The following is a 22,837-nucleotide window of genomic DNA, read 5'->3' as shown; positions in this document are numbered from 1 at the left end:
GGCGGTTGGGTGATGGCAGACCGCGGGGCTGAACGCCTCGAATCGTCATCGTGATCGTGACCTTTCAGGCTAGGCCGCGGGGTCACGTGTCAAACAGTGTCAAAGGTCAGGGGCCTCGCCGGCAACCAGGGCCAGCCAGGCTTGGGCGGCGGGCGACAGGAGGCGCTGCGGCGCCAGGCCAGCACGATCTTCCAGCGCAGGTCGTTGGCGGCCATCGGCAGGGCGGCCAGTCCGCTGAGGGAACGGCTCTGGCGGGTCTGTTGCGGTGAGCCCGTGCGAGGCGGCCTCCGCAGGAAAATGCGGAGTGGCCTGTTATTCGCCTGTCACCTTGCAGGCCTATCGTCCGGGTTTTCCGCGCTTGAGGGGAAGCGCATCACCCGCGACCTAGGGAGCCTTCCATGCGACAGAACCTTGCCGTTTGTATAGCTGCGTGCATCCTGAGTCTTTCCGCCATTTCCCTCGCCGAGATTCCTGTTCACGCTGAAGCCGCGCCGGATGCTCACGGTCGGCACGACAGGGACAGCCGTACGGCGACGCCGATCAAGCACCTGGTGGTGATCTTCCAGGAGAACGTGTCGTTCGATCATTACTTCGGCACCTATCCGAACGCAGCCAACCTGCCGGGTGAGCCGAGCTTCCAGGCTCGTCCATTCACGCCGAAGGTCAACGGTCTGAGCGTCGCGCTGCAGACCAACAACCCGAACAAGAACAACAGCGGCAACGGTACCGGCGCGATCAATCCGTTCCGCCTCGACCGCACGCAGGCCGCGACCGCTGACCAGGACCACGATTACGGCCCGGAACAGCAGGCATTCGATGGCGGCGCCATGGACCTGTTCCCCAAGTTCACCGGTACGGGCGAAACGCTGCCGGGCGCGCCGGCCAGTGAGGATGGCGCCGGCCAAGTGATGGGCTACTACGACGGCAACACCGTCACTGCGCTGTGGAACTACGCGCAGTGGTACGCCATGAGCGACAACAGCTACAACACCACCTTCGGTCCGTCCACGCCGGGCGCGCTCAACTTGGTCTCCGGCCAGACCAATGGTGTCATCCAAACCCTCAACGGCACCGCCAACGAAGTGGCCGACGGGCAGGGCGGACTGACCCTGTTCAGCGATGCCGACCCGATCGGCGACGTGTGCTCGTCCCCGACCGGCAACCAGGTGCAGATGGGTGGCCGCAACGTGGGCGACCTGCTGAACAATGCCGGCGTCACCTGGGGCTTCTTCGAAGGTGGCTTCGACCTGACGACGGTGAACTCTAACGGCACCACCAACTGCAAGCGCAGCACCTTGTCGACCGTCACGCAGACCACCAAGGCCGACTACATTCCGCACCACCAGCCGTTCCAGTACTACCCCTCGACCGCCAACCCGACGCATGTGCGTCCCACGTCGGTGGCGATGATCGGCCACCAGGGCGATGCGGCGAACCACCAGTACGACATCAACGACTTCTACGCAGCGGTGAGCGCCGGCAACTTCCCGGCAGTGAGCTTCCTCAAGGCGCCGGGTTACCAGGATGGTCATGCCGGTTACTCCGATCCGCTGGACGAGCAGCAGTTCATCGTCCACGTGATCAATTTCCTGCAGCAACAGCCGGATTGGCGCGACACCGCGGTGGTGATCGCCTATGACGACTCCGACGGCTGGTACGACCATCAGGCCGCGCCGCGCGTCAATGCGTCGGCCTCGTCGCAGGATGCGCTGGATGGCGCAGGCAAGTGCAACGCGCCCGCCACGCTGCCCGGCCCCAACAGCAACGGCAAGCCGGTGCAGGGGCGTTGTGGCTACGGCCCACGACTGCCGCTGCTGGTGATCTCGCCGTGGGCGCGCAGCAACCATGTCGATCACACGCAGACCGACCAGTCTTCGGTTACGCGCTTCATCGAGGATAACTGGCTGCGCGGCGAGCGCATCGGCGGCGGTTCTTTCGACGTCGTGGCCGGTTCGCTGGAGCACATGTTCGACTTCTCGCAGCCGAACCCGGGCCATCGCAACCTGGTGCTCGACGAGCAGACCGGGCAGCCGGTGGAAAAGCCGAAGGGTCCGTGGGCCAGCGAGCCGCATTCGCCGCACGGTTGAGCTGCTAGGCTCGTTTAGTGCGCCCCGGGCCGTCAGCCCGGGGCGTTTCCTTTCCGATGCGCACGGAGGTCGTGGATCTTGCATCCCTCCCGTCGTCGATTCCTTCGCGGCCTTGCTTACACCGCAGGAGCATGGCCCACGTTGCGTGCGTTCGGCATGGCCATGCCGATGCCGGCCCATGCGCAAGGTGGCAGCAGCCTGTGCAAGCATCCGGTGGCTGACCAGACCAGCGTGCCGCGACTGCTCGATCCGAACCGTCTGACGCCCTTCGTGGATCCGCTGCCGGCGCCGCCGGTGCTGCGCGCGACGCACGGCGCCAGCCTGCGCGTGGTCATGCGTGAAAGCGAGCAGCGCCTGCATCGGGATCTTCCACCGACGCGTCTGTGGACCTATCAGGGCAGCATGCCTGGACCCACCATCGAGGCGCGCAGCGGCGAGACATTGCGTATCGAATGGAGCAACGGGCTGCCGGCGCGGCATTTCCTGCCGATCGACCACCACATCTGCGGCGCCGAACCCGGAACCCCAGAGGTGCGCGCAGTGGTGCACGTGCACGGCGCGCGGGTGCCTTCCGCCGACGATGGCTATCCCACCGATTGGTTTGTTCCCGGACAGTCGCGTCGACAGACGTTTCCCAATCGTCAGGACGCGGCGACGCTGTGGTACCACGATCACACCATGGGCATCGAGCGCCTGAACCTGTATGCCGGCCTGTACGGCCTGTACCTGGTGCGCGACGAGCACGAGCTGTCGCTGGCCCTGCCCGATGGCGAACACGAATTGCCGCTGGTGTTGAGCGATCGCCTGCTCACCGAGGATGGTCAGCTGTATTACCCGGTGTCCGGCGTGAGCGACGCGCCATGGGTGCCGGAAGTGTTTGGCGACGCGATGCTGGTGAACGGCGCCCTGTTGCCGAGGCTCGACGTGCGTGCCCGCCGTTACCGATTTCGCGTGCTCAATGCCGCCAACGGCCGCTTCTTTCGCTTGAGCCTGCGCGGCCAGCGGCCATTCCAGCAGATCGGCAGCGACCAGGGCCTGCTGGCGGCGCCGGTGACGCAGACCAGCCTGTTCCTGGCCCCGGGCGAGCGTGCCGACCTGGTGATGGACTTTGGCGGAATGGGCGGCACGGATATCGAGCTGATGAACGACGCGCTACCGCTCATGCGCTTCTCGGTGGCGCCGGGCCGGGAAGAGGACCCCAGTCGTGTGCCCGTCGTGCTGCGCGAACTTCCACGCATGGTCGAATCGACAGCCAGCGTCACGCGCACGCTCACCATCGACGAGTACGCCAACTGTGTCAGCGAGCCCATGCTGATGCTGCTGGATGGCAAGCACTGGCACGATCCGGTCAGCGAGAAGCCAAAGTTGGGCAGCACCGAGGTCTGGAGCCTGGTGAACCTCACCGAGGACACTCATCCGATCCACCTGCATCTGGTGCGATTCCAAATCCTGGACCGGCGCCCGTTCGACGTGGACCAATATCTGTCGTCCAAGACCCTGCGCTACACCGGCCCAGCGCAACCGCCACCGCCGCACGAGGCAGGTTGGAAAGACACCGCCCAAGTGTATCCGGGCATGGTGACGCGCTACATCATCCGCTTCGAGGGCTACACCGGCCGCTATGTGTGGCACTGCCACCTGCTGGAGCATGCGTCCAACGAGATGATGCGGCCGTTCGAGGTGATTGCCTGAGCGCGGCTCCAGCAGGTTAATCGTCGTATTGCGGCGCCTTTATTCAGCGTCCTGTTGGGTCCCGCGCAGGGCGGCGGGTGATGCCGGCAAGGTATCAGGGGCGACCGCGCCGCCGGAAATGATGAAAGCCATGGCCTGGTCCATGGTCCAGTCGGTGGGCGTGAGCTCGTCCAGCGGAACCACCTCGAGGTAGCCGCCGGTGGGATTGGGCGTGGTGGGAATGTAGACGGCGGCCATCTCGCGCCCGGTGCCTTCCTCGGTCATCACACGGGTGACGAAGCCCACGACCTTCATGCCCTTGCGCGGGAAGTCGATCAGCACCACGCGCTGCACGCCGGAAGGCTTCTGCTGCAGCACCGCCATGAGCTTCTTGGTGCCGCCATAGATGGTCTGCACCAGAGGTATGCGCGCCAGCAGCGCGTCGAAGCCGTCGATCAGGCGCTTGCCGATCATGCGGTTGGCCAGCCAGCCGACCACGTACAGCACCGCCAGTGTGAGCAGCAGGGCCAGCACGAACAGGATCACCGCGCTCTTGCGCGCTTCTTCGGCATGCGGCGATGCCTTGGACAGCGAGTCCAACAGCGCCGACACCAGCGGCGCGCCGATACCTGCGAGCATGCCAAGCACAAACTTGAACACCACCAGGGTCACCCACAGCGGGATGATCGTGAGCAGGCCGGTGAGGAGATAGCGTTTGATGCGGAGGCGCTTCATGGGGCAATGCCGGGGAACGGAGACGCGGCATTGTAGGGGAGACGGCGGGCCGGCCGACGTCTCCCGCGAGGAGGCGCTACTGCATCGACAGGCGCACTCCGCGCCCGTGTAAGTTCAGACCCTGGCCGGTTCGCTTCGGCGCGGGGCTTCGGTGCGGGCCTTCGGCTTGAGCCGCACATACAGCTGCTTGCGCACGTGCGCCACCACTTCACCGCTGGCGGTGGTGACATCCACATCGAACCAGCGCAGCACCTTGTCGCCGCCGGCCGCGGCGGCACGCAGTTCGGTGACGACGGCGGGCTCGAGCTTGAAATGGGCGAAGACGTCCTCGCGCCCCGGCGCGACGAAATCGATGGCGCCGGCCTTGTCCCATACAAAGTAGTCATTGCCGAGCTGGTGCATGGCCAGCAGCATCCAGAACGGGTCGGTCATGGCGAACAGGTTGCCGCCGAATTGGGTCTTCACGTAGTTGCGGTTCCACAGCCGCAGGCGCAGCGCGACGCGCAGTTCGGACCAGTCCTCGGACACGTATTGCACGTGAATGCTGTTGAACAGGAAGGGTGGCCACAGATTCATCAGGCGGCGGAAGGTTGAAGCTCGCATATCGGGTGGATTTGGGGAGGGGGCGCTAAGATACCTCAAACATACGGATGCGTATGTTACGCCATGGACCACCCGATGAGAGGGGGGCGATAACTGTCCTCCGCGATATCGTTCCACCCGGCACGACGCCTGCATCCGAGCCACAGGGGCGCGTTGGGGATCGGGCCGGGGCGAAGCGATGGGATCGGTGGCGTGAGCAAAACGGGAGTCGCTCCACACCAGATCACCTGCCGTCGAGACGTCGCTGCGGCGATGACGCGGCGGGCGCTGCCCAGGTCCAAACCGCGCGGGTACATCCATGCGGATCGCTCGTGGCGCCTGAGATCGCGCGACCAAAGTCGTGTGGTCGAGCCGTGAGAAGGCTCGCCTCGGTTGGGTCGGGTATAGGTGAGTGCGTTACAATTTGCGATTGAAGGTGCGAGTTGTCCGTCGTGTCTTCGTCATGGGTGAAATTTTCGCCTTCATCGCCGATGCACGGGGATCGCCCTGCTGGTCGGGGGTCCTGCGGGCGGCATTTCCATCCGCCCGGGCGTGCGCGGCATCGGTCCACGAGGCGAGCGGCACACACCGATCGAGCAACGGCAAGCGCAGCCGGCGGGCGCGCGCCGCGTGTCGACCTGCGGTCCGCCGAACGTCACAGCTAGGGTTCTCCACATCATGAATAACGCCTACCGCCAATCCCTTCCCGGCACGTCGCTGGACTATTTCGACGCGCGCGCCGCCGTGGATGCGATCCAGCCGGGCGCCTATGACGCGCTGCCGTACACCTCGCGCGTGCTCGCCGAGAACCTGGTGCGCCGCTGTGATCCGGCGATCCTCACCGAGTCGCTGAAGCAGATCATCGAGCGCAAGCGCGAGCGCGATTTCCCGTGGTTCCCCGCGCGCGTGGTATGCCATGACATCCTCGGCCAGACGGCGCTGGTGGACCTCGCCGGCCTGCGCGACGCGATCGCGGAGCGTGGCGGTGACCCGGCCAAGGTGAATCCGGTGGTGCCGGTGCAGCTGATCGTCGACCACTCGCTGGCGGTGGAGTGCGGCGGTTTTGATCCGAATGCGTTCGCGAAGAACCGCGCCATCGAGGATCGCCGCAACGAAGACCGTTTCCACTTCATCAACTGGACCAAGAAGGCGTTCGAGAACGTCGACGTGATCCCGCCGGGCAACGGCATCATGCACCAGATCAACCTGGAGAAGATGTCGCCGGTGATCCAGGTGCAGGACGGCGTCGCCTACCCGGATACCTGCGTGGGCACCGACAGCCACACGCCGCACGTGGATGCGCTCGGCGTCATCGCCATCGGCGTGGGCGGCCTTGAAGCAGAGAATGTGATGCTCGGCCGCGCGTCGTGGATGCGCCTGCCCGACATCATTGGCGTGGAGCTCACCGGCAAGCGCCAGCCTGGCATCACCGCCACCGACATCGTGCTCGCGCTCACCGAGTTTCTGCGCAAGGAGAAGGTGGTCGGCGCGTACCTGGAGTTCCGCGGCGAAGGCGCGGCCAGCCTGACGCTGGGCGACCGCGCGACCATCTCCAACATGGCGCCCGAATACGGCGCCACCGCCGCGATGTTCTTCATCGATGGCCAGACCACCGACTACCTGCGCCTGACCGGCCGCAGCGACGAGCAAGTCAAGCTGGTGGAGACCTACGCCAAGGCCGCCGGGCTGTGGGCCGACACCCTTGATGCTGCACAGTACGAGCGCACGCTGACGTTCGATCTTTCGTCCGTGGTGCGCAACATGGCTGGCCCGTCCAACCCGCACAAGCGTCTGCCGACGTCCGATCTCGCCGCGCGCGGCATTGCCGGCGAATGGACGGAGCAGCCGGGCCAGATGCCCGATGGCGCGGTGATCATCGCCGCCATCACCAGCTGCACCAACACCAGCAATCCGCGCAACGTGATTGCGGCGGCCCTGCTGGCGCGCAACGCCAATGCACGCGGCCTCACGCGCAAGCCGTGGGTGAAGAGCTCGCTCGCGCCCGGCTCCAAGGCGGTGCAGTTGTACCTGGAAGAAGCGAATCTGCTGCCGGATCTGGAGAAGCTCGGCTTCGGCATCGTCGCGTTCGCCTGCACCACCTGCAACGGCATGTCCGGCGCGCTCGATCCGGCGATCCAGCAGGAGATCATCGAACGCGACCTGTATGCCACCGCTGTGCTGTCGGGCAACCGCAACTTCGACGGTCGCATCCATCCGTACGCCAAGCAGGCCTTCCTGGCTTCGCCGCCGCTGGTAGTTGCCTATGCCATCGCCGGCACGATTCGCTTCGATATCGAGAAGGACGTGCTGGGCGTCGACGCCAGCGGCCAGCCGGTGACGCTCAAGGACATCTGGCCCAGCGACGAGGAGATCGATGCGATCGTCTCTTCCAGTGTGAAGCCCGAGCAGTTCCGCAAGGTTTACGAGCCGATGTTCGCGCGCACCGGTCACACCGGCACGAGCGCCGCGCCGCTGTACGACTGGCGCCCACAGAGCACCTATATCCGCCGTCCGCCGTACTGGGAAGGCGCACTTGCGGGCGAGCGCACCCTCAAGGGCATGCGCCCGCTGGCCGTGCTCGGCGACAACATCACCACCGACCACCTGTCGCCGTCGAACGCGATCCTGCTCGACAGCGCGGCGGGCGAATACCTCGCCAAGATGGGCCTGCCGGAAGAAGACTTCAATTCGTACGCGACCCACCGCGGCGACCACCTCACCGCGCAGCGCGCCACCTTCGCCAATCCCACGCTCATCAACGAAATGGCGGTGGTCGACGGCGCCGTGAAGAAGGGCTCGCTGGCGCGCGTGGAGCCGGAGGGCAAGGTCATGCGCATGTGGGAAGCCATCGAGACCTACATGGATCGCAAGCAGCCGTTGATCGTCATCGCAGGCGCCGACTACGGCCAGGGCTCGTCGCGTGACTGGGCCGCGAAGGGCGTGCGCCTGGCGGGCGTGGAGGCGATTGCGGCAGAAGGCTTCGAACGCATCCATCGCACCAACCTGATCGGCATGGGCGTGCTGCCGCTGGAGTTCAAGTCCGGCACGAACCGCAAGACGCTGGGCATCGACGGCACCGAGACGTTCGACGTGGTCGGCGCGCGTACGCCGCGTGCGGATCTCACGCTGGTCATCCATCGCAAGAACGGTGATCGCGTCGAAGTGCCGGTGACCTGTCGCCTGGATACCGCCGAGGAAGTATCGATCTACGAGGCGGGCGGCGTGCTGCAGCGCTTTGCGCAGGACTTCATCGAGGCTTCGCAGGCGGCGTGATCGCCTGCTTTGAGCCCCTCTCCCCTCGCGGCGACGCGAAGCTAGTCCCCGTGGGAGAGAGGGGTTGGGGAGAGGGGGCATGGATCAGCGCCATTTCGCCAAAGCTTTACGCAAAGACATGACGGAAGCAGAGCGCCTGCTATGGCTCCGCCTCCGCGCACATCGCCTATACGACCAGAAGTTTCGCCGGCAGCAGCCCATTGGTCCGTATATCGTCGATTTCGTCCACTTCGGTGCGCGTTTGATCATCGAGGCCGATGGTGGTCAGCACAACGCTAGCGGTAACGATGCGGTGCGCGATGCCTGGTTGCGAAGTCAGGGAATCACGGTGCTTCGTTTCTGGAACAATGAAATCTTGCAGAACACTGATGCGGTGCTTGAGGCAGTCCTGAGAGAACTCGCCAAAGGCGCCCCCTCTCCCCCGACCCCTCTTCCACACGGGGAGAGGGGAGATAGCGAAACTTCATCGATACGGGATTCCCATGAGCGCTAAACCCCAGATCCGCATCCCCGCCACCTACCTCCGCGGCGGCACCAGCAAGGGCGTGTTCTTCCGCCTGCAGGATCTACCCGAGTCCGCGCAGGCGCCCGGCGCCGCGCGCGATGCGCTGCTGCAGCGTGTGATCGGCAGTCCCGATCCGTATGGCAAGCAGATCGACGGCATGGGTGGCGCGACTTCGAGCACCAGCAAGACGGTGATCGTGTCCAAGAGCAGCCGTCCGGACCATGACGTGGACTACCTGTTCGGACAGGTGGCGATCGACAAGGCCTTCGTCGACTGGAGCGGCAACTGCGGCAACCTCTCGGCGGCGGTCGGCCCGTTCGCCATTGCCGGCGGCCTGGTCGATCCGGCGCGCGTGCCGCACGACGGCATGGCCACCGTGCGCATCTGGCAGGCCAACATCGGCAAGACCATCATTGCGCATGTGCCGATGACCAACGGCGAAGTGCAGGAGACCGGCGATTTCGAGCTGGATGGCGTGACCTTCCCGGCAGCCGAAGTGCAGCTGGAGTTCCTGGATCCGGCGGCGGAAGAGGAGGGCGCCGGCGGCGCGATGTTCCCGACCGGGCATCTCGTCGATGACCTGGAGGTACCGGGCGTCGGCACGCTCAAGGCGACCATGATCAATGCCGGCATCCCGACCATCTTCGTCGAGGCCTCGGCGATCGGCTACACCGGCACGGAGCTGCAGGAGGCGATCAATGGCGACGCCAAGGCGCTGGCGATGTTCGAGACGATTCGTGCGCACGGCGCCTTGCGCATGGGCCTGATCAAGTCGCTCGACGAGATCGCCACGCGCCAGCACACGCCCAAGGTCGCTTTTGTCGCCAAGCCGGCCGACTATGTTGCGTCCAGCGGCAAGCCGGTCGCGGCGGGCGATGTCGACCTGCTCGTGCGCGCAATGTCGATGGGCAAGCTGCACCACGCCATGATGGGCACTGCGGCAGTGGCCATCGGCACTGCGGCTGCGATCCCGGGCACGCTGGTGAATCTCGCGGCCGGTGGCGGCGAACGCCAGGCCGTGCGCTTCGGCCACCCGTCGGGCACGCTTCGCGTCGGCGCCGAGGCGCAACTGGTCGACGGCGCCTGGTCCGTCACCAAGGCCATCATGAGCCGCAGCGCCCGCGTCCTGATGGAAGGCTGGGTGCGCGTTCCGGGCGGCTCGTTCTGAAATAAGTCGGCCCACGGGCGAACGGGCGCGTGGGGCCGCTCACCCGTGGGCGGCAGGCTCATGGGTCTGGGTGGGACCTCATGCCGTCACCGTTTAGCGAAGCCCTGGGAGGGCCGACAGCGCCATCCAGCGACTGTGGCGCAGGTACGAAGTCTGGCGGCGACAGCGGCCAGAAGGTCATCAAACGACGGGAAGCCGAGGTGCTCGCGCAATGAGCGACCGGGGCGGGTTAGCAGAAACAGGCGGAGTCTAGCCTTGCATATGGATGGCTGGCCTTCCGGACATCTGTACCCGGGCGCGCGTGTTCATGGGCGCAAGAATCTATGCCTATACTTTGCGCGCGACGGCAACGCGAGGGTCGTGCCGCGCTACAGGGGAGAGGGCATGAAGAACCTTTTGAGGCGCGCAACCGGCTGCGCGCTATGTCTGTTTGCGAGCGTGGCCTGGTCCGGCACGGTGTCGATCGCCGATCTGGCGCGCCACGTGCAGTACGACGAGGTCAAGATTTCCGACGACGGCCAGCACCTTGCGGCCAGGACGGTCATCAATGGCAAGCCACTGTTGGCGCTGATCGACCTCAAGACGCAGAAGGGCGCCATGGTGACGCCGCGCGAAGGCAACCAGGTCGCCGATTTCTGGTGGGTCAACGACCATCGCCTGGTCTACATCGAGGGCACGAAGGTGTCCGGTTTCGACCGGCCATTCCTGACCGGCGAAATATTCGGCGTCAACGCCGATGGCACCGGCGCCGATCTGCTGTTCGGTTATCGGGCGGGCAGTGGCGAGCGTTCGGCGACGCACATACAGCATCGTGAGTCCGAGCGCGGCACCGGCGAATTGATCGACACCATCAAGGGCGACGAAAATCACGTGCTGATCGGCGTGAATCCGTGGGAAGGCGGCGCTGAGGGTTCCTTCACCCAAGTCTTCACGATGGACGTGCGCAACGGCAACAAGTACCAGCAGACGACCGCGCCGGTCCGCAACGCCCGCTTTCTTGCCGACCACCACGGCACGGTTCGATTTGCGATGGGCGTGGACAGCCACGACTACCCGCAGGTGTTCTACCGGGAGGGTGATGGCAAGCCGTGGCGCTTGCTGTTCCAGGGAACGCTGGACAAGGGCGTGCCCTATCCGCGCGCGTTCAATCGCGATGAAAGCGTGGTCTACATGAACTGCGCCGCCGCGGGTAAGGTTGGCGCCCTCTGCCCCTGGCAGGTCTCCAGCCAGACCCTGCAGGCTCCGGTCTGGAGCAGCGACGAGGTCACTGCTGGCGGGCTGATCTACAGCCTGGATCGCGAGGACGTGGTGGGCGTGTATTCCATGCCGGGCCGACCGACGGCAGAGGCGATCACGCCAGGTGCTGACGCCATGAGGGCGATCATCCTGCTCTCCAAGGCGTTGCCGGGCGAAAGCGTGCGCATCGTGTCGAGCACCGCAGACGGCAAGAAGGCCGTGGCTCTGGCCTCCTCCGACATGGACCCGGGTACCTACTATCTGCTGGACGTGGAGACGGGCAAGGCTGCTGCGCTGCTCCAGCGCGCTGACTGGATCCGGCCTGCCAACATGGCCGCCATGGAGCCCGTCAAGTTCAAGGCACGCGACGGGGCAGAGATTCACGGCTATCTCAGCATGCCGCCGGGTCGCGAGCAGGCCAAGCATCTACCGATGGTGGTGTACGTGCATGGCGGTCCGTTCGGCGTGCGCGACCACTGGGAATACGACTCTTATGTCCAGCTGCTGGCCACGCGTGGCTATGCGGTGCTGCAGGTGAACTTCCGGGGCTCCGGTGGTTACGGCGAAGAATTCGAGGCTTCGGGTTATCGCCAGTGGGGCGGAGCGATGCAGGATGACGTGACGGACGCCACGCGCTGGGCGATCGAGCAGGGGTACACGTCGGCGGGCCACGTGTGCATCTTCGGTGGCAGCTACGGTGGCTACGCGGCGCTGGAGGGCGCGGTCAAGGAGCCGGACCTGTATCGCTGTGCAATCGGCTACGTTGGCGTGTACGACCTGCCCATGCTCTATACCGATGGCGACGTTCCAGGTCGTTTGGCCGGCAAGGCGTTCCTGCAGACCACGCTGGGTACCGACTCGAACGTGCTGGCGGAACACTCGCCGGTCAATCAACTCGACAAGCTCAAGGCAAACGTCATGCTGGTCGTGGGCGGCCAGGACACGCGTGTGCCCCCGGCGCAGGGCATGAGCCTGCACATGGCGCTCAATCGACGCGGTGTGCCGCACGAGTGGCTGTACAAGTCCAACGAGGGTCACGGCTTCTACGACGAGAAGAATACGGCGGAGTTGTATGAACGTGTCGTCGGGTTCCTCGATCGCAATATCGGAACCAGCAGCTCAATGGCGGCGGGATCGCCGTAAATTGCGTCGGTCCGGCATCACGCTTGCGGTGATGCCGGACCGACGGTTCAGAACAGTAGTCTCGCCATTCGGCGGCGACAGCGGCCTGCCGGGCCGGCATGGTCCATGCCTAATATGGGTGTCCACCAGATGCTTTCTGCAGCCCTTCCGCTCGCGGCCGGTCGTGCGGTTTCGTGTGACAGGGGTTCCCGCGGTTCCATCAAGTACTTTCATCAGCGCAGGAATTCGCACCTATACTCGCCCTGCAGTGCGGCCACGAGGGGCGGCTGCACGCTACAGGGGGCTTTGATGGAAAGAACATTTCGACGCGCGGTCACGTGCGTGCTTTGCCTTTTTGCGTCGATGGCCGGAGCGGCCGAGGTCTCGCTGACCGATCTGGCGCGTCACACGCAGTACGACAAGGTGAAGATCTCTGGTGACGGGCATTTCCTTGCCGCTACCACGGTGGTCGACGGCAAGCCGCTGCTGGCCATGATCAACACCGAGGCACTGATCGATCCCACGAAGCCCAAGGGAACCATGGTCAAGCCGCGCGAAGGCAACCAGGTGGTTGATTTCTGGTGGGTCAACGACCATCGCGTGCTGTATACCGAAGGCGCCAAGGTCAGCGGTTTCGATCGTCCGTTTTCCACCGGCGAAATCTTCGCGGTGAATGCAGATGGCAGCGATCCCGAGCTGCTGTTTGGTTATCGTGCCGGCGCCAGCTATGGTGCGACCCGCACACAACATCGTGAGCCCGAGCGCGCCAGTGCCTGGTTGATCGATCCCCTCAAGGGCGATGAGAACCATGTGCTGATCGGCGTCAATCCATGGAGCGGTGGCGCCGACGGTGCCTACACCGAGGTTTACGTGATGGACGTGCGCGATGGCACCAAGCATCGCGTGGCTACGGCCCCGTTGCTCAATGCCAGCTTCGTGGCCGATCACCATGGCGTGGTGCGCTTTGCCTTTGGCCTGGACAACCACTTCTTCCAGCAGGTGTATTACCGAGCGGGCGATGGCCAGCCCTGGGAGCTGATATTCCAGGGCACAGAGGAGCACAGCGTTTCCACGCCGTTGGCGTTCGGTCGCGACGACAGCCGTGTCTACATGAGTTGCGCCGCGCCGGGGAAAGTGGCGGGACTGTGCACCTGGGACGTGGCGACCAAGGCCATGCAAGCGCCGGTGTGGTCGGGCGATGTCGAACCCGAGGCCCTGGTGCACAGCCTGGATGGCCAGGACGTGGTGGGCGTCTATTCGATGCCGGGGACCCCGACCGTCCAGGCCATCGTGCCAGATGCGGATGCCATCAAGGCCATTGGCCTTATGTCGCGCGCGCTGCCGGGCGAAAGCGTGCGTGTCGTCTCCAGTACGGATGACGGCAAAAAGGCCGTCATGCTGGCTTCCTCGGACATGGATCCCGGCAGCTTCTATCTGCTGGACATGAGTACCGGCAAGGCCACGCCTCTACTGAAGCGTGCCGGCTGGATCAATCCCGACCAGATGGCGGCCATGCAGCCGGTCCAGTTCAAGGCGCGCGATGGATTGCTCTTGCACGGGTACCTCAGCACGCCTCCAGGCAAGGAGCAGGGCAAGCACATGCCGATGGTGGTGTACGTCCACGGCGGGCCGTTCTTTGTCCGCGACAACTGGAAGTACGATCCCTATGTGCAGATGATGGCCACTCACGGCTACGCCGTGCTGCAAGTGAACTTCCGCGGTTCGGCAGGCTACGGCGACGCCTTTGCGCACGCCGGCTACCGCCAGTGGGGCGGGGCGATGCAGGACGACGTGACCGACGCCACGCGCTGGGCGATCGCGCAGGGCATCGCCGATCCGCGGCGCATCTGCATCTTCGGCGGCAGTTACGGTGGCTATGCGGCGCTCGAGGGAGCGGTCAAGGAGCCTGACCTGTACCGTTGCGCGATCGGCTACGTGGGCGTCTACGACCTGGCCAGGATGTATACCGATGGCGACATCTCCGATCGCGTGTCGGGCAAGGCCTATCTACGCCAGAGCCTGGGCGCCGACCCGGCGGAGCTGGCGGCACACTCGCCGATCAACCAGCTCGACCAGCTCAAGGCCGGCGTGATGCTGATCGTCGGCGGCCAGGACAAGCGCGTGCCGCCGATTCACGGCGAGAGCCTGCATGCCGCACTCAACCAGCGCGGCATCGCGCATGAGTGGCTCTACAAGCCTGACGAAGCCCATGGCTTCTACGACGAGAAGAACACCGCCGAGCTGTTCCAGCAGGTGACCGGCTTCCTGGATCGCTACATCGGCAGTGGCGAGCAGGCGGGCGGGGCGCCTTGAGCGAAGCCTAGCAAGCGCGAGGAAAGGCGGGAGGCTGCGACCTCCCGCCTTGTCTCTCAAAACAGCAACGACGCCATCCGGCGACGGTAGCGACCCACCAGCTCGGCATCGTCGAGGGTGGCGAAGGCGGCCAGCAGGCGCTTCTTGGCCTGGCCGTCGTTCCAGTCGCGGGCTTTCTCGAGGATGGCGAGGAACTGATCCAGTCCCGCCTGCGCATCGTCTTCCAGCAACAGGCGCACGCCCAGCAGGTCGCGGGCTGCCCAATCAGAGGCGTCGGCCTGCACGCGCTGCTGCAGCTCCGGCAGCGTGGGGGCGCCCTTGAGCGCGCGCGCCAGGTCAAGCTGGCTGCGCAGGCGCACGGCCCTGGCATCGGTAGCCAGGTTGGCGGGCAGGGAAGTCAGCTCCGCCTCGGCGGCGTCGGCGTGGCCCGCGCGCATCAGGGCCAAGGCCAGGTCGAGCTTGAGTTCCGTCTTTTCCGGCTCGGCGGCCATCGCCTGCTGGATGCGGTTGATGGCCTCCTCCGGAGACTCCGGCGAGGCCTCGGCCACCTCGGCCGCGGCGCCGTCCAGCGGCTGCACGTGGCGGGTGAGGAATTCGCGAAGCTGACCTTCCGGCAAGGCGCCGGCGAAGCCGTCGACGATTTGGCCGTCCTTTACCAGCATTACGGTGGGGATGCTGCGAATACCGAACATGCCGGCCAGCTGCTGGGACTTGTCCACGTCGACCTTGGCCAGCCGGAACGCGCCGTTGAACTCGCCGGCAAGCTTTTCCAGCATCGGGCCCAGCGTCTTGCAGGGGCCGCACCAGGTCGCCCAGAAGTCGACCAGGATCGGCGTGGTCAGCGAGGCCTGCAGCACCTCGGCTTCGAAATTGTCCTCGCGCACGTCGAAGACATGCGTATCGGCGGTGGTGGCGCTCACAGGGAACTCCGATTGGCGAATCGCCCTCAGATCAGGGCATTGCGCAGCATATCAAGGGCAAGGGCGCCGATGCCTTTCCGTGGTCCAGCCAGGGGGGTGTCCAAGGTCCTATCAGCGCTTGTCAGCGATATTTGCGAAAATCACCCCATGACCATGCCAGTGCAAGGCGTCCAACACGGCATCGCTCCGCCCACCCTGTGGATCTGCGAGCATTGCGACACGGTATTTCGCCGACGCGTGCTGGCGTGTGGCGAGGTGGCGCGCTGCGCGCGCTGCGACGCCATCTTGGCGCGCCACCACCGCGTGGGCGTGCGGGGCATGCTGGCGCTGGTGCTGACGGCGATGATCGCCTTCATTCAGGGCAACATCTGGCCCATCGTCACGCTCGGCCTCAACGGCCATCTGATCAGCACCACGCTTTGGGGCTGCATCGTGATGATGTGGAATGAGCATGCGCAAGTGGTGTCGGTGATCGCGGCCATGACGCTGTTCTTCATTCCGATCTTCAAGATGGGGCTGTTGGGCTGGGTGCTGCTGTACGCCCGCAAGGGCGAGCGGGCGCCCGGCTTTCGCCTGGCCATGGTGACCTTGCATCGGATCGGGCCATGGACGATGAGCGAGGTGTTCGTGTTGGGCACCCTGGTGGCCATCGTCAAGGCGCACATGTACTTCGACGTGGTCCCTAATGCCGGCATCTTCGCCTACGGTGTGCTGATGCTCATCATCACCGCTTTCGCAAGCATCGACGTGCGCGAGCTGTGGGACCTGACCGAGGAGCGGCGCGCGTGAGCGGCTTGCCACGAGCCGGCGACCTCGGCCTGATCGGCTGCCACGTGTGCGGCATGGTCTGTCGCGACGTGCCCGGCCACGACGTGGGCTGCCCACGCTGCGGTTCGGCCCTGCACAATCGCAAGGCGGCCAGCTACACGCGTTGCTGGGCCCTGTTGATCGCGGCGTTTTTCTTCTATATCCCGGCCAATGTGCTGCCGATCATGCGCACCGTCAGCGTCGGCGATGTGGACGACAACACCATCCTGAGCGGCGTGATCGAGTTGTGGGTCAAGGGTTCACCCGACCTGGCGGTCATCGTGTTCACCGCCAGCATCGTGGTGCCGGTGCTCAAGTTCTTCGCGCTGGGCCTGCTGCTGATCAGTTCGCAGCGGGGCAGCGGATGGGCCAGGCGGCAGCGCGCCAAGCTGTATCGGCTGGTCGAGTTCATCGGTTACTGGTCCATGCTCGACGTGTTCGTGGTGGCGCTGCTGACGGCGCTGGTGCAGTTCGGCTTCTTCAGCCAGGTGGAGCCGCTGCCTGGCGTGGTGTTCTTTGGGCTGACGGTGGTCATTACCATGTTGGCCTCGATGACGTTTGACCCCCGACTGATCTGGGATGGCAGGGATTTCGATGACTGACAACAACAAGCCCCTCCCCGAGGATCTGCCCGAGCCGGTCGTGAGGCGTCCGCGCATCAACGCCTCGCTGGTGTGGCTGGTGCCGATCATCGCCGCCCTGGTCGGCCTGTCGCTGGTCATCCATGCCTGGGTCGAGGCAGGCCCCACCATCAACATCAGCTTCCAGACCGCCGAAGGGCTGGATCCCGGCAAGACGCCGGTGAAGTACAAGAGCGTGGTGATCGGCCGCGTCACCACCCTGCGCCTCAGCGAGGACCGCAGCCACGTGATCGCCAAGGTGGCGCTGGAAAAGAGCGCCCAGGGCTTCGCCACGGCCGGTACGCGCTTCTGGGTGGTGCGTCCGCGCATCGGCTTGGGGGGCGTGTCGGGCATCGACACGCTGCTCTCCGGCGCCTTCATCGGCGCGGACGTGGGCGAGTCGCACGAGACCAAGACCGAGTTCGTGGGGCTGGAGCTGCCGCCGACGGTCACCCATGGCGCCCCGGGCAGGACCTTCAGCCTGCATGCGGACGACCTGGGTTCGCTCGACATCGGCTCGCCGGTCTATTTCCGCCGCATCCAGGTCGGGCGCGTGTCCACCTACCACCTGGACAAGGACGGGCGCGGCGTCACCTTCCAAATCTTCATCGATGCGCCGAACGACCAGTTCGTCACCACGTCGTCGCGGTTCTGGAATGCCAGCGGCGTGGACGTGTCCCTGGGGGCTGACGGGTTGAAGGTGAACACCGAGTCGCTGGCCACGGTGCTGGCCGGCGGCGTGGCCTTCCAGGATCCTGCCGGTCCGCACGACGCGACGCCGGCCCAGGAAAACGACTCCTTCACGTTGTTCAACGACCGGGCCACGGCGATGGCGCCGCCTGATGGGGAGCCGCGCTACATCCGCATGCGCTTCGACCAGTCCCTGCGCGGGCTCCGGGTGGATGCGCCGGTCGAGTTCCTCGGCGTGTCGTTCGGGCGCGTGGTGTCGGTGAACCTCGATTACGACGAGAAGACCCAGACCTTCCCCACCGTGGTCGGCGCCGTGGTCTACCCGGCGCGCCTGGGCAAGGCGCACGAGAAGCTGGTGGCGGCCGCCAAGGCGCGCGGGGACGATGAACAGATGTCGCAGATGATGTCGCGCCTGGTCGAGCATGGCCTGCGCGCACAGGCCCGCAGCGGCAACCTGCTCACCGGGCAGCTCTACATCGCCATGGACTTCCTGCCCAAGGCGCCCAAGGTGGCCTTCGACGGCACCGCCAAACCGCTGGAGATTCCCACCGCGCCGGGCGACTTCGACAAGATCCAGCAGCAGGTTGCTGACATCGTCGCCAAGCTGGACAAGGTGCCGTTCGACAGCATCGGCAAGAACCTCGACCAGTCGCTGGCCGAGCTCCATCACACGCTGCAGCAGGTGAACACCGGCGTGTTGCCGGAGGTGCGGACCACCCTGAAGGGCGCCCAGCAGACCCTGGGCAACGCCAACAGCGCGCTGGCGCCGGACTCGCCGTTGCAGCAAAACCTCGGGGGCAGCCTGCAGGAGCTGCAGCGCGCGGCGCGTTCGCTGCGCGTGCTGACCGACTATCTGGGCGACCATCCGGATGCGCTGCTGCGCGGTCGCCGCGCGGACGACGCGCCGGCCGCCGCGCCCCAGGCCACGCCGCCGCCCGCCGCGTCGACACAAGGAAGCAAGCCATGATTCGTGCCCGAACCCTGAACCTGGGCGTGGCCCTGCTGGCGCTGGCCGCGGCAGCATGCAGTTCGGTTCCTCCGGTGCGCTACTACACCCTGGTGCCGCCAGCTGGCGGAGGGGCGGTGGCCGCCCCGACGACCCGGCCATTCCAGTTCGAGCTGCTGCCGGTGGGCGTGCCCGCCCAGGTGGACCAGCCGCAGCTGGTGGTGCGCCAGGGTGGGACCGACGTGACCATGCTGCAGGGTCAGCGCTGGATCGCGCCGCTGGCAGACGAACTGCGCGGCGCGCTGTCCGCCAACCTGACCCGTGACTTCCACGCGCAGGACGTCAGCGGCCTGCCGGCGCAAGGCAAGTCCACGGTGCGCATCAAGCTCGACGTGCGCCGCTTCGACTCAGTGCCCGGCAGCTACGCCTATCTCGACGCCGCATGGAGCGTGCGCCCGCTTAGCGGCGGGGAGCCGCTGGCCTGCACCAGCCGCATCAGCGAGACCGTGGGCGAGGGCTACGACGCCCTGGTGCAAGGCCACCAGCAGGCCATCGCCCGCCTGGCCGGCCAGATCGGCGCCGTGGCCGGGGCGCTGGCGGCGGGGCAGGCGGCCAGTTGCCCCGCCGGATGAGCTGGCGGCCCCGTCACAGGGTCGCGTCCCGTGCGCCGCTGCGGCCGGGCGGCGACGCCATTTTGCAGGCGCTTCGCGCACCGGGCGCGCATCTGTAAAAACGGCGTCGAAGGGCGGTTTGACGCCAATTCTGCTAGTCTGCCGCGTTCATCATCAGTCATTGCCGACTGACAAAAACATCACGGCGCCGGACACATGCAGGACATTCAGGATCAGGGTTCCCACGAGGCCAACGAACAGGGCTACCAGCCGCAGGCGGTGGAGACCGCCGCGCAGGCGTACTGGCGCGACCATCGCGCCTACGAGGTGAAGGAAGACGCCTCGCGACCCAAGTTCTACTGCCTCTCCATGCTGCCGTACCCCTCAGGCGCGCTGCACATGGGCCACGTGCGCAACTACACCATCGGCGACGTGATCAGCCGCTATCAGCGCATGCAGGGCAAGAACGTGCTGCAGCCGATGGGCTGGGACGCGTTCGGCCTGCCGGCCGAAAACGCCGCGATCAAGAACAACACCGCGCCGGCGAAGTGGACCTACCAGAACATCGAGCATATGCGCAGCCAGCTGCAGCGCATGGGCTTCGCCTATGACTGGACCCGCGAGTTCGCCACCTGCCGCCCGGAGTACTACCGCTGGGAACAGCTGATGTTCACGCGGTTGATGAAGAAGGGCATGGCCTACCGCAAGAATGCGGTGGTGAACTGGGACCCGGTGGACCAGACCGTGCTGGCCAACGAGCAGGTGGTCGACGGCCGCGGCTGGCGCTCCGGCGCGCTGGTGGAAAAGCGCGAGATCCCGCAGTGGTTCCTGAAGATCACCGACTACGCGCAGGAACTGCTGGACTGCCTGGACACGCTGCCGGGCTGGCCGGATGCGGTCAAGACCATGCAGCGCAACTGGATCGGTCGCTCCGAGGGTTTGGAGATCCACTTCGAGGTGGATGGCGAGGGCGAGCCGCTCACCGTCTTCACCACGCGCCCCGACACGCTGATGGGCGCCACCTTCATCTCCATCGCGGGTGAGCATCCGCTGGCGATCAAGGCCGCGCAGGACAACCCGAAATTGGCGGCGTTCCTGGAAGAGCTCAAGCACGGCGGCGTGTCCGAAGCCGAGCTGGAGACGCAGGAAAAGCGCGGCATGGACACCGGCGTCGAAGCCATCCATCCGCTCACCGGTGAGAAGATCCCGGTGTTCGTGGCCAACTTCGTGCTGTGGGGTTATGGCACCGGCGCTGTGATGGCCGTGCCGGGTCATGACCAGCGCGACTGGGAATTCGCCCAGAAGTACAGCCTGCCGATCAAGATGGTGGTGGTCGATCGCGCCGTGCTGGATGCAGTGGCGGAGATCCATCATGACCTGTCCAAGGGCGTGGGTTCCGACCCGCTGCGCGCTGCGCTCGGCGTCGGCAGTGTCGATGTTTACGACATCCCCGCCGCGGTGCAGCTGATCGAATCGTTCGAGAAGAGCATCCAGGAAGACAGCGCCTTCACCGAGCGCGGCTACCTGGTGAACTCCGGCGACTTCGACGGCATGGATTACAACCAGGCGTTCGAAGCCATGGCCGCGCGCTTCGAGCGCGAGGGCACCGGCGTGCGCCGCGTGAACTGGCGCCTGCGCGACTGGGGCGTGAGCCGCCAGCGCTACTGGGGCTGTCCGATCCCGGTGATCTACTGCCCGACCTGCGACGCGGTGCCGGTGCCGGAAGACCAGCTGCCGGTGGTGCTGCCCGAGGACGTCGCTTTCTCCGGCGTGCAGTCGCCGATCAAGGCCGATCCGGCGTGGCGCAAGACCACCTGCCCGCAATGCGGCGGTGCGGCCGAGCGCGAGACCGACACGTTCGACACCTTCATGGAGTCGAGCTGGTACTACGCCCGCTACACCAGCCCCGGCGCCAACGATCAGGTCGACGAACGCGCCAACTACTGGCTGCCGGTGGATCAGTACATCGGCGGCATCGAGCACGCCATCCTGCACCTGCTGTACTTCCGCTTCTATCACAAGCTGATGCGCGACGCGGGCTTGGTGAAGGCGGACGAACCGGCCACCAACCTGCTGTGCCAGGGCATGGTGATCGCCGAGACGTTCTATCGCGATAACGCCGACGGCTCGAAGGACTGGATCAATCCGGCCGACGTGGAGATCGATCGCGACGAGAAGGCGCGCGTCATCGGCGCGCGCTCGAAGAAGGACGGTGAGCCGGTGAAGATCGGCGGCACCGAGAAGATGTCCAAGTCCAAGAACAACGGCATCGATCCGCAGGCGATGGTGGACAAGTACGGCGCCGACACGGTGCGCCTGTTCTCCATGTTCGCCGCGCCTCCGGAGCAGTCGCTCGAGTGGAGCGAGGCCGGCGTGGAAGGCATGGCGCGCTTCCTGCGCCGCTTCTGGCGCGAGGTCACCACCCATGCCTCGCAGCCGGACCATCCGGTGGTTGATCCAGCCGCGCTCGACGCCGGCCAGAAGACGCTGCGCCGCCAGGTGCACGAGTGCATCCAGAAGGTCAGCGACGACCTGGGCCGTCGCCACTCGTTCAACACGGCCATCGCCGCGCTGATGGAGCTGCTCAACGCGCTCAACAAGTTCAACGACATGAGCGAGCAGGGCCGCGCCGTGCGCCATGAGGCGCTGGAGGCGATGGTGCTGCTGCTCAACCCGGTGGTGCCGCACGTCAGCCACACGCTGTGGCAGGTGCTGGGCCACGCGGAAGCGGTGCTGGAAGACCAGCCGTGGCCGCAGGTCGACAGCAGTGCGCTGGTGCGCGATTCGCTTACCCTGGCCGTTCAGGTCAACGGCAAGCTGCGCGGTACCATCGAGGTGGCCGCCAATGCGTCCAAGGAAGAAGCCGAGGCGCTGGCGCGGGCCCATCCCCAGGTGATCGCTTTCCTGGAAGGCCTGACCATCCGCAAGGTCATCGTGGTGCCAGGCAAGATCGTCAACATCGTCGCAGGATGAAATCCATGAGCCGAGTGTTCCAAGCTTCGCTGCTGTTGATGTCCACCCTCATCCTCGCAGCGTGCGGGTTCCATCTGCGCCAGAACGTTGCCCTTCCGCCAGGCATGCAGCAGGTGCACCTGACCGTGGCCAACAACCTCGATTTGCAACGTCGCCTGACCCGCGCGCTGGAGACTGCGGGCGTGACGGTGGTGGACCACACGGGCCATGACGTCGCCGAGATGACCGTGCCGGCTGCCTACTTCAGCACCGATACGCTGTCGGTCAGTGGCCAGGCGCAGGTGACGGAATACACCGTGCGCTACCAGGTGCAGTTCGAAGTGCGTGATGGGACGGGCGCGCCCATCGTGCCGCACCAGCGCATCGACCTGCAGAAGGAATTCAGCTACGACGCGACCAACACCATCGGCACCACGGCGCAGGTCGACGCGATCCACGCCGCGCTCAACGATGAAATGATCACGGCGATCATGCTGCGCCTGCAGGCCGCTGGCCGCCATCCGGCAAAGACCGCGGCCGAGGCCGCCGCGCAGGAGGGGCCATCGGCCCCCGCGCCGGCGTCCACCACGCACTGACGA

Annotated in this window: 16 protein-coding genes; 13 read left to right on the top strand and 3 right to left on the bottom strand. The window is 65.7% G+C overall.

What is annotated here, in order from left to right; all coding sequences use genetic code 11:
• Window positions 1-398 precede the first annotated feature (398 nt).
• Together DVT68_RS04330 and DVT68_RS04325 are read left to right on the top strand one after the other, a co-directional pair.
• A complete protein-coding gene (locus DVT68_RS04330; protein WP_114823789.1) occupies window positions 399-2,087 on the top strand; it encodes a phospholipase C in 1,689 nt (562 codons plus the stop codon).
• A 141-nt stretch (window positions 2,088-2,228) separates the two neighbouring features.
• Entirely contained in the window at window positions 2,229-3,779 is a 1,551-nt protein-coding gene (locus DVT68_RS04325; protein WP_233523335.1) for a multicopper oxidase family protein, read from the top strand.
• 39 nt (window positions 3,780-3,818) lie between these two features.
• Here DVT68_RS04325 and DVT68_RS04320 read toward each other — a convergent pair whose 3' ends face one another.
• Window positions 3,819-4,493: a DUF502 domain-containing protein gene (locus DVT68_RS04320; RefSeq protein ID WP_114823787.1), complete on the bottom strand. Its 675-nt coding sequence runs from the start codon at window positions 4,491-4,493 to the stop codon at window positions 3,819-3,821.
• A 114-nt stretch (window positions 4,494-4,607) separates the two neighbouring features.
• Window positions 4,608-5,096, bottom strand: a complete 489-nt coding sequence (locus tag DVT68_RS04315; protein WP_114823786.1) for a DUF4442 domain-containing protein — start codon at window positions 5,094-5,096, stop codon at window positions 4,608-4,610.
• A 657-nt stretch (window positions 5,097-5,753) separates the two neighbouring features.
• Between DVT68_RS04315 and acnD the strand changes: the two genes are divergently transcribed.
• The 5 genes from acnD to DVT68_RS04290 all read left to right on the top strand — a co-directional run bounded on the left by acnD (window position 5,754) and on the right by DVT68_RS04290 (window position 14,692).
• Window positions 5,754-8,348 carry a Fe/S-dependent 2-methylisocitrate dehydratase AcnD gene (acnD, locus tag DVT68_RS04310; protein ID WP_114823785.1) on the top strand — a complete coding sequence of 865 codons (2,595 nt, stop codon included), beginning with the start codon at window positions 5,754-5,756 and terminating at the stop codon, window positions 8,346-8,348.
• A 79-nt stretch (window positions 8,349-8,427) separates the two neighbouring features.
• A complete protein-coding gene (locus DVT68_RS04305; protein ID WP_114823784.1) occupies window positions 8,428-8,841 on the top strand; it encodes an endonuclease domain-containing protein in 414 nt (137 codons plus the stop codon).
• On the top strand, window positions 8,831-10,021 hold the full coding sequence (gene prpF, locus DVT68_RS04300) for a 2-methylaconitate cis-trans isomerase PrpF (protein ID WP_114823783.1): 1,191 nt from the start codon (window positions 8,831-8,833) through the stop codon (window positions 10,019-10,021). The genes DVT68_RS04305 and prpF overlap by 11 nt, the downstream gene beginning before the upstream one ends.
• Before the next feature lie 384 nt (window positions 10,022-10,405).
• Window positions 10,406-12,400 (top strand): alpha/beta hydrolase family protein, encoded by a 1,995-nt coding sequence (locus DVT68_RS04295; RefSeq protein ID WP_114823782.1) that lies wholly within the window; start codon window positions 10,406-10,408, stop codon window positions 12,398-12,400.
• Between the two features lie 288 nt (window positions 12,401-12,688).
• A complete protein-coding gene (locus DVT68_RS04290) occupies window positions 12,689-14,692 on the top strand; it encodes a S9 family peptidase (RefSeq protein ID WP_233523334.1) in 2,004 nt (667 codons plus the stop codon).
• 56 nt (window positions 14,693-14,748) lie between these two features.
• Here DVT68_RS04290 and trxA read toward each other — a convergent pair whose 3' ends face one another.
• A complete protein-coding gene (trxA, locus tag DVT68_RS04285; protein WP_114823780.1) occupies window positions 14,749-15,612 on the bottom strand; it encodes a thioredoxin in 864 nt (287 codons plus the stop codon).
• A 147-nt stretch (window positions 15,613-15,759) separates the two neighbouring features.
• On the opposite strand from trxA, the gene DVT68_RS04275 reads away from it, so the two are divergent.
• From DVT68_RS04275 to DVT68_RS04250, 6 genes are all read left to right on the top strand, one after another.
• The gene (locus DVT68_RS04275; RefSeq protein ID WP_114823779.1) at window positions 15,760-16,401 is read left to right on the top strand and encodes a paraquat-inducible protein A; all 642 of its coding nucleotides are present in this window, start codon (window positions 15,760-15,762) and stop codon (window positions 16,399-16,401) included.
• Window positions 16,398-17,021 carry a paraquat-inducible protein A gene (locus tag DVT68_RS04270; protein WP_114823778.1) on the top strand — a complete coding sequence of 208 codons (624 nt, stop codon included), beginning with the start codon at window positions 16,398-16,400 and terminating at the stop codon, window positions 17,019-17,021. The genes DVT68_RS04275 and DVT68_RS04270 overlap by 4 nt, the downstream gene beginning before the upstream one ends.
• Window positions 17,014-18,696, top strand: coding sequence for a PqiB family protein (locus DVT68_RS04265; protein ID WP_114823777.1), 1,683 nt, complete (start codon window positions 17,014-17,016; stop codon window positions 18,694-18,696). The genes DVT68_RS04270 and DVT68_RS04265 overlap by 8 nt, the downstream gene beginning before the upstream one ends.
• On the top strand, window positions 18,693-19,307 hold the full coding sequence (locus tag DVT68_RS04260) for a PqiC family protein (RefSeq protein WP_114823776.1): 615 nt from the start codon (window positions 18,693-18,695) through the stop codon (window positions 19,305-19,307). The genes DVT68_RS04265 and DVT68_RS04260 overlap by 4 nt, the downstream gene beginning before the upstream one ends.
• Window positions 19,308-19,502: 195 nt before the next feature.
• Window positions 19,503-22,259 (top strand): leucine--tRNA ligase, encoded by a 2,757-nt coding sequence (leuS, locus tag DVT68_RS04255; RefSeq protein WP_114823775.1) that lies wholly within the window; start codon window positions 19,503-19,505, stop codon window positions 22,257-22,259.
• Between the two features lie 5 nt (window positions 22,260-22,264).
• Window positions 22,265-22,834 carry an LPS-assembly lipoprotein LptE gene (locus DVT68_RS04250; RefSeq protein WP_114823774.1) on the top strand — a complete coding sequence of 190 codons (570 nt, stop codon included), beginning with the start codon at window positions 22,265-22,267 and terminating at the stop codon, window positions 22,832-22,834.
• Window positions 22,835-22,837 lie beyond the last annotated feature (3 nt).

The organism is Dyella solisilvae (assembly GCF_003351225.1).
Taxonomy (GTDB): domain Bacteria; phylum Pseudomonadota; class Gammaproteobacteria; order Xanthomonadales; family Rhodanobacteraceae; genus Dyella; species Dyella solisilvae.
This window is presented reverse-complemented; position numbering and strand designations above follow the sequence as displayed.

Excerpts from the sequence above, each read along its gene's own strand:
- DVT68_RS04295 (WP_114823782.1), top strand. The coding sequence starts at position 10,406 with ATGAAGAACCTTTTGAGGCGCGCAACCGGCTGCGCGCTATGTCTGTTT.
- DVT68_RS04305 (WP_114823784.1), top strand. The coding sequence starts at position 8,428 with ATGGATCAGCGCCATTTCGCCAAAGCTTTACGCAAAGACATGACGGAA.
- prpF (WP_114823783.1), top strand. The coding sequence starts at position 8,831 with ATGAGCGCTAAACCCCAGATCCGCATCCCCGCCACCTACCTCCGCGGC.
- acnD (WP_114823785.1), top strand. The coding sequence starts at position 5,754 with ATGAATAACGCCTACCGCCAATCCCTTCCCGGCACGTCGCTGGACTAT.
- DVT68_RS04260 (WP_114823776.1), top strand. The coding sequence starts at position 18,693 with ATGATTCGTGCCCGAACCCTGAACCTGGGCGTGGCCCTGCTGGCGCTG.
- DVT68_RS04290 (WP_233523334.1), top strand. The coding sequence starts at position 12,689 with ATGGAAAGAACATTTCGACGCGCGGTCACGTGCGTGCTTTGCCTTTTT.
- DVT68_RS04315 (WP_114823786.1), bottom strand. The coding sequence starts at position 5,096 with ATGCGAGCTTCAACCTTCCGCCGCCTGATGAATCTGTGGCCACCCTTC.
- DVT68_RS04330 (WP_114823789.1), top strand. The coding sequence starts at position 399 with ATGCGACAGAACCTTGCCGTTTGTATAGCTGCGTGCATCCTGAGTCTT.
- DVT68_RS04250 (WP_114823774.1), top strand. The coding sequence starts at position 22,265 with ATGAGCCGAGTGTTCCAAGCTTCGCTGCTGTTGATGTCCACCCTCATC.
- DVT68_RS04265 (WP_114823777.1), top strand. The coding sequence starts at position 17,014 with ATGACTGACAACAACAAGCCCCTCCCCGAGGATCTGCCCGAGCCGGTC.
- leuS (WP_114823775.1), top strand. The coding sequence starts at position 19,503 with ATGCAGGACATTCAGGATCAGGGTTCCCACGAGGCCAACGAACAGGGC.
- DVT68_RS04275 (WP_114823779.1), top strand. The coding sequence starts at position 15,760 with ATGACCATGCCAGTGCAAGGCGTCCAACACGGCATCGCTCCGCCCACC.
- DVT68_RS04320 (WP_114823787.1), bottom strand. The coding sequence starts at position 4,493 with ATGAAGCGCCTCCGCATCAAACGCTATCTCCTCACCGGCCTGCTCACG.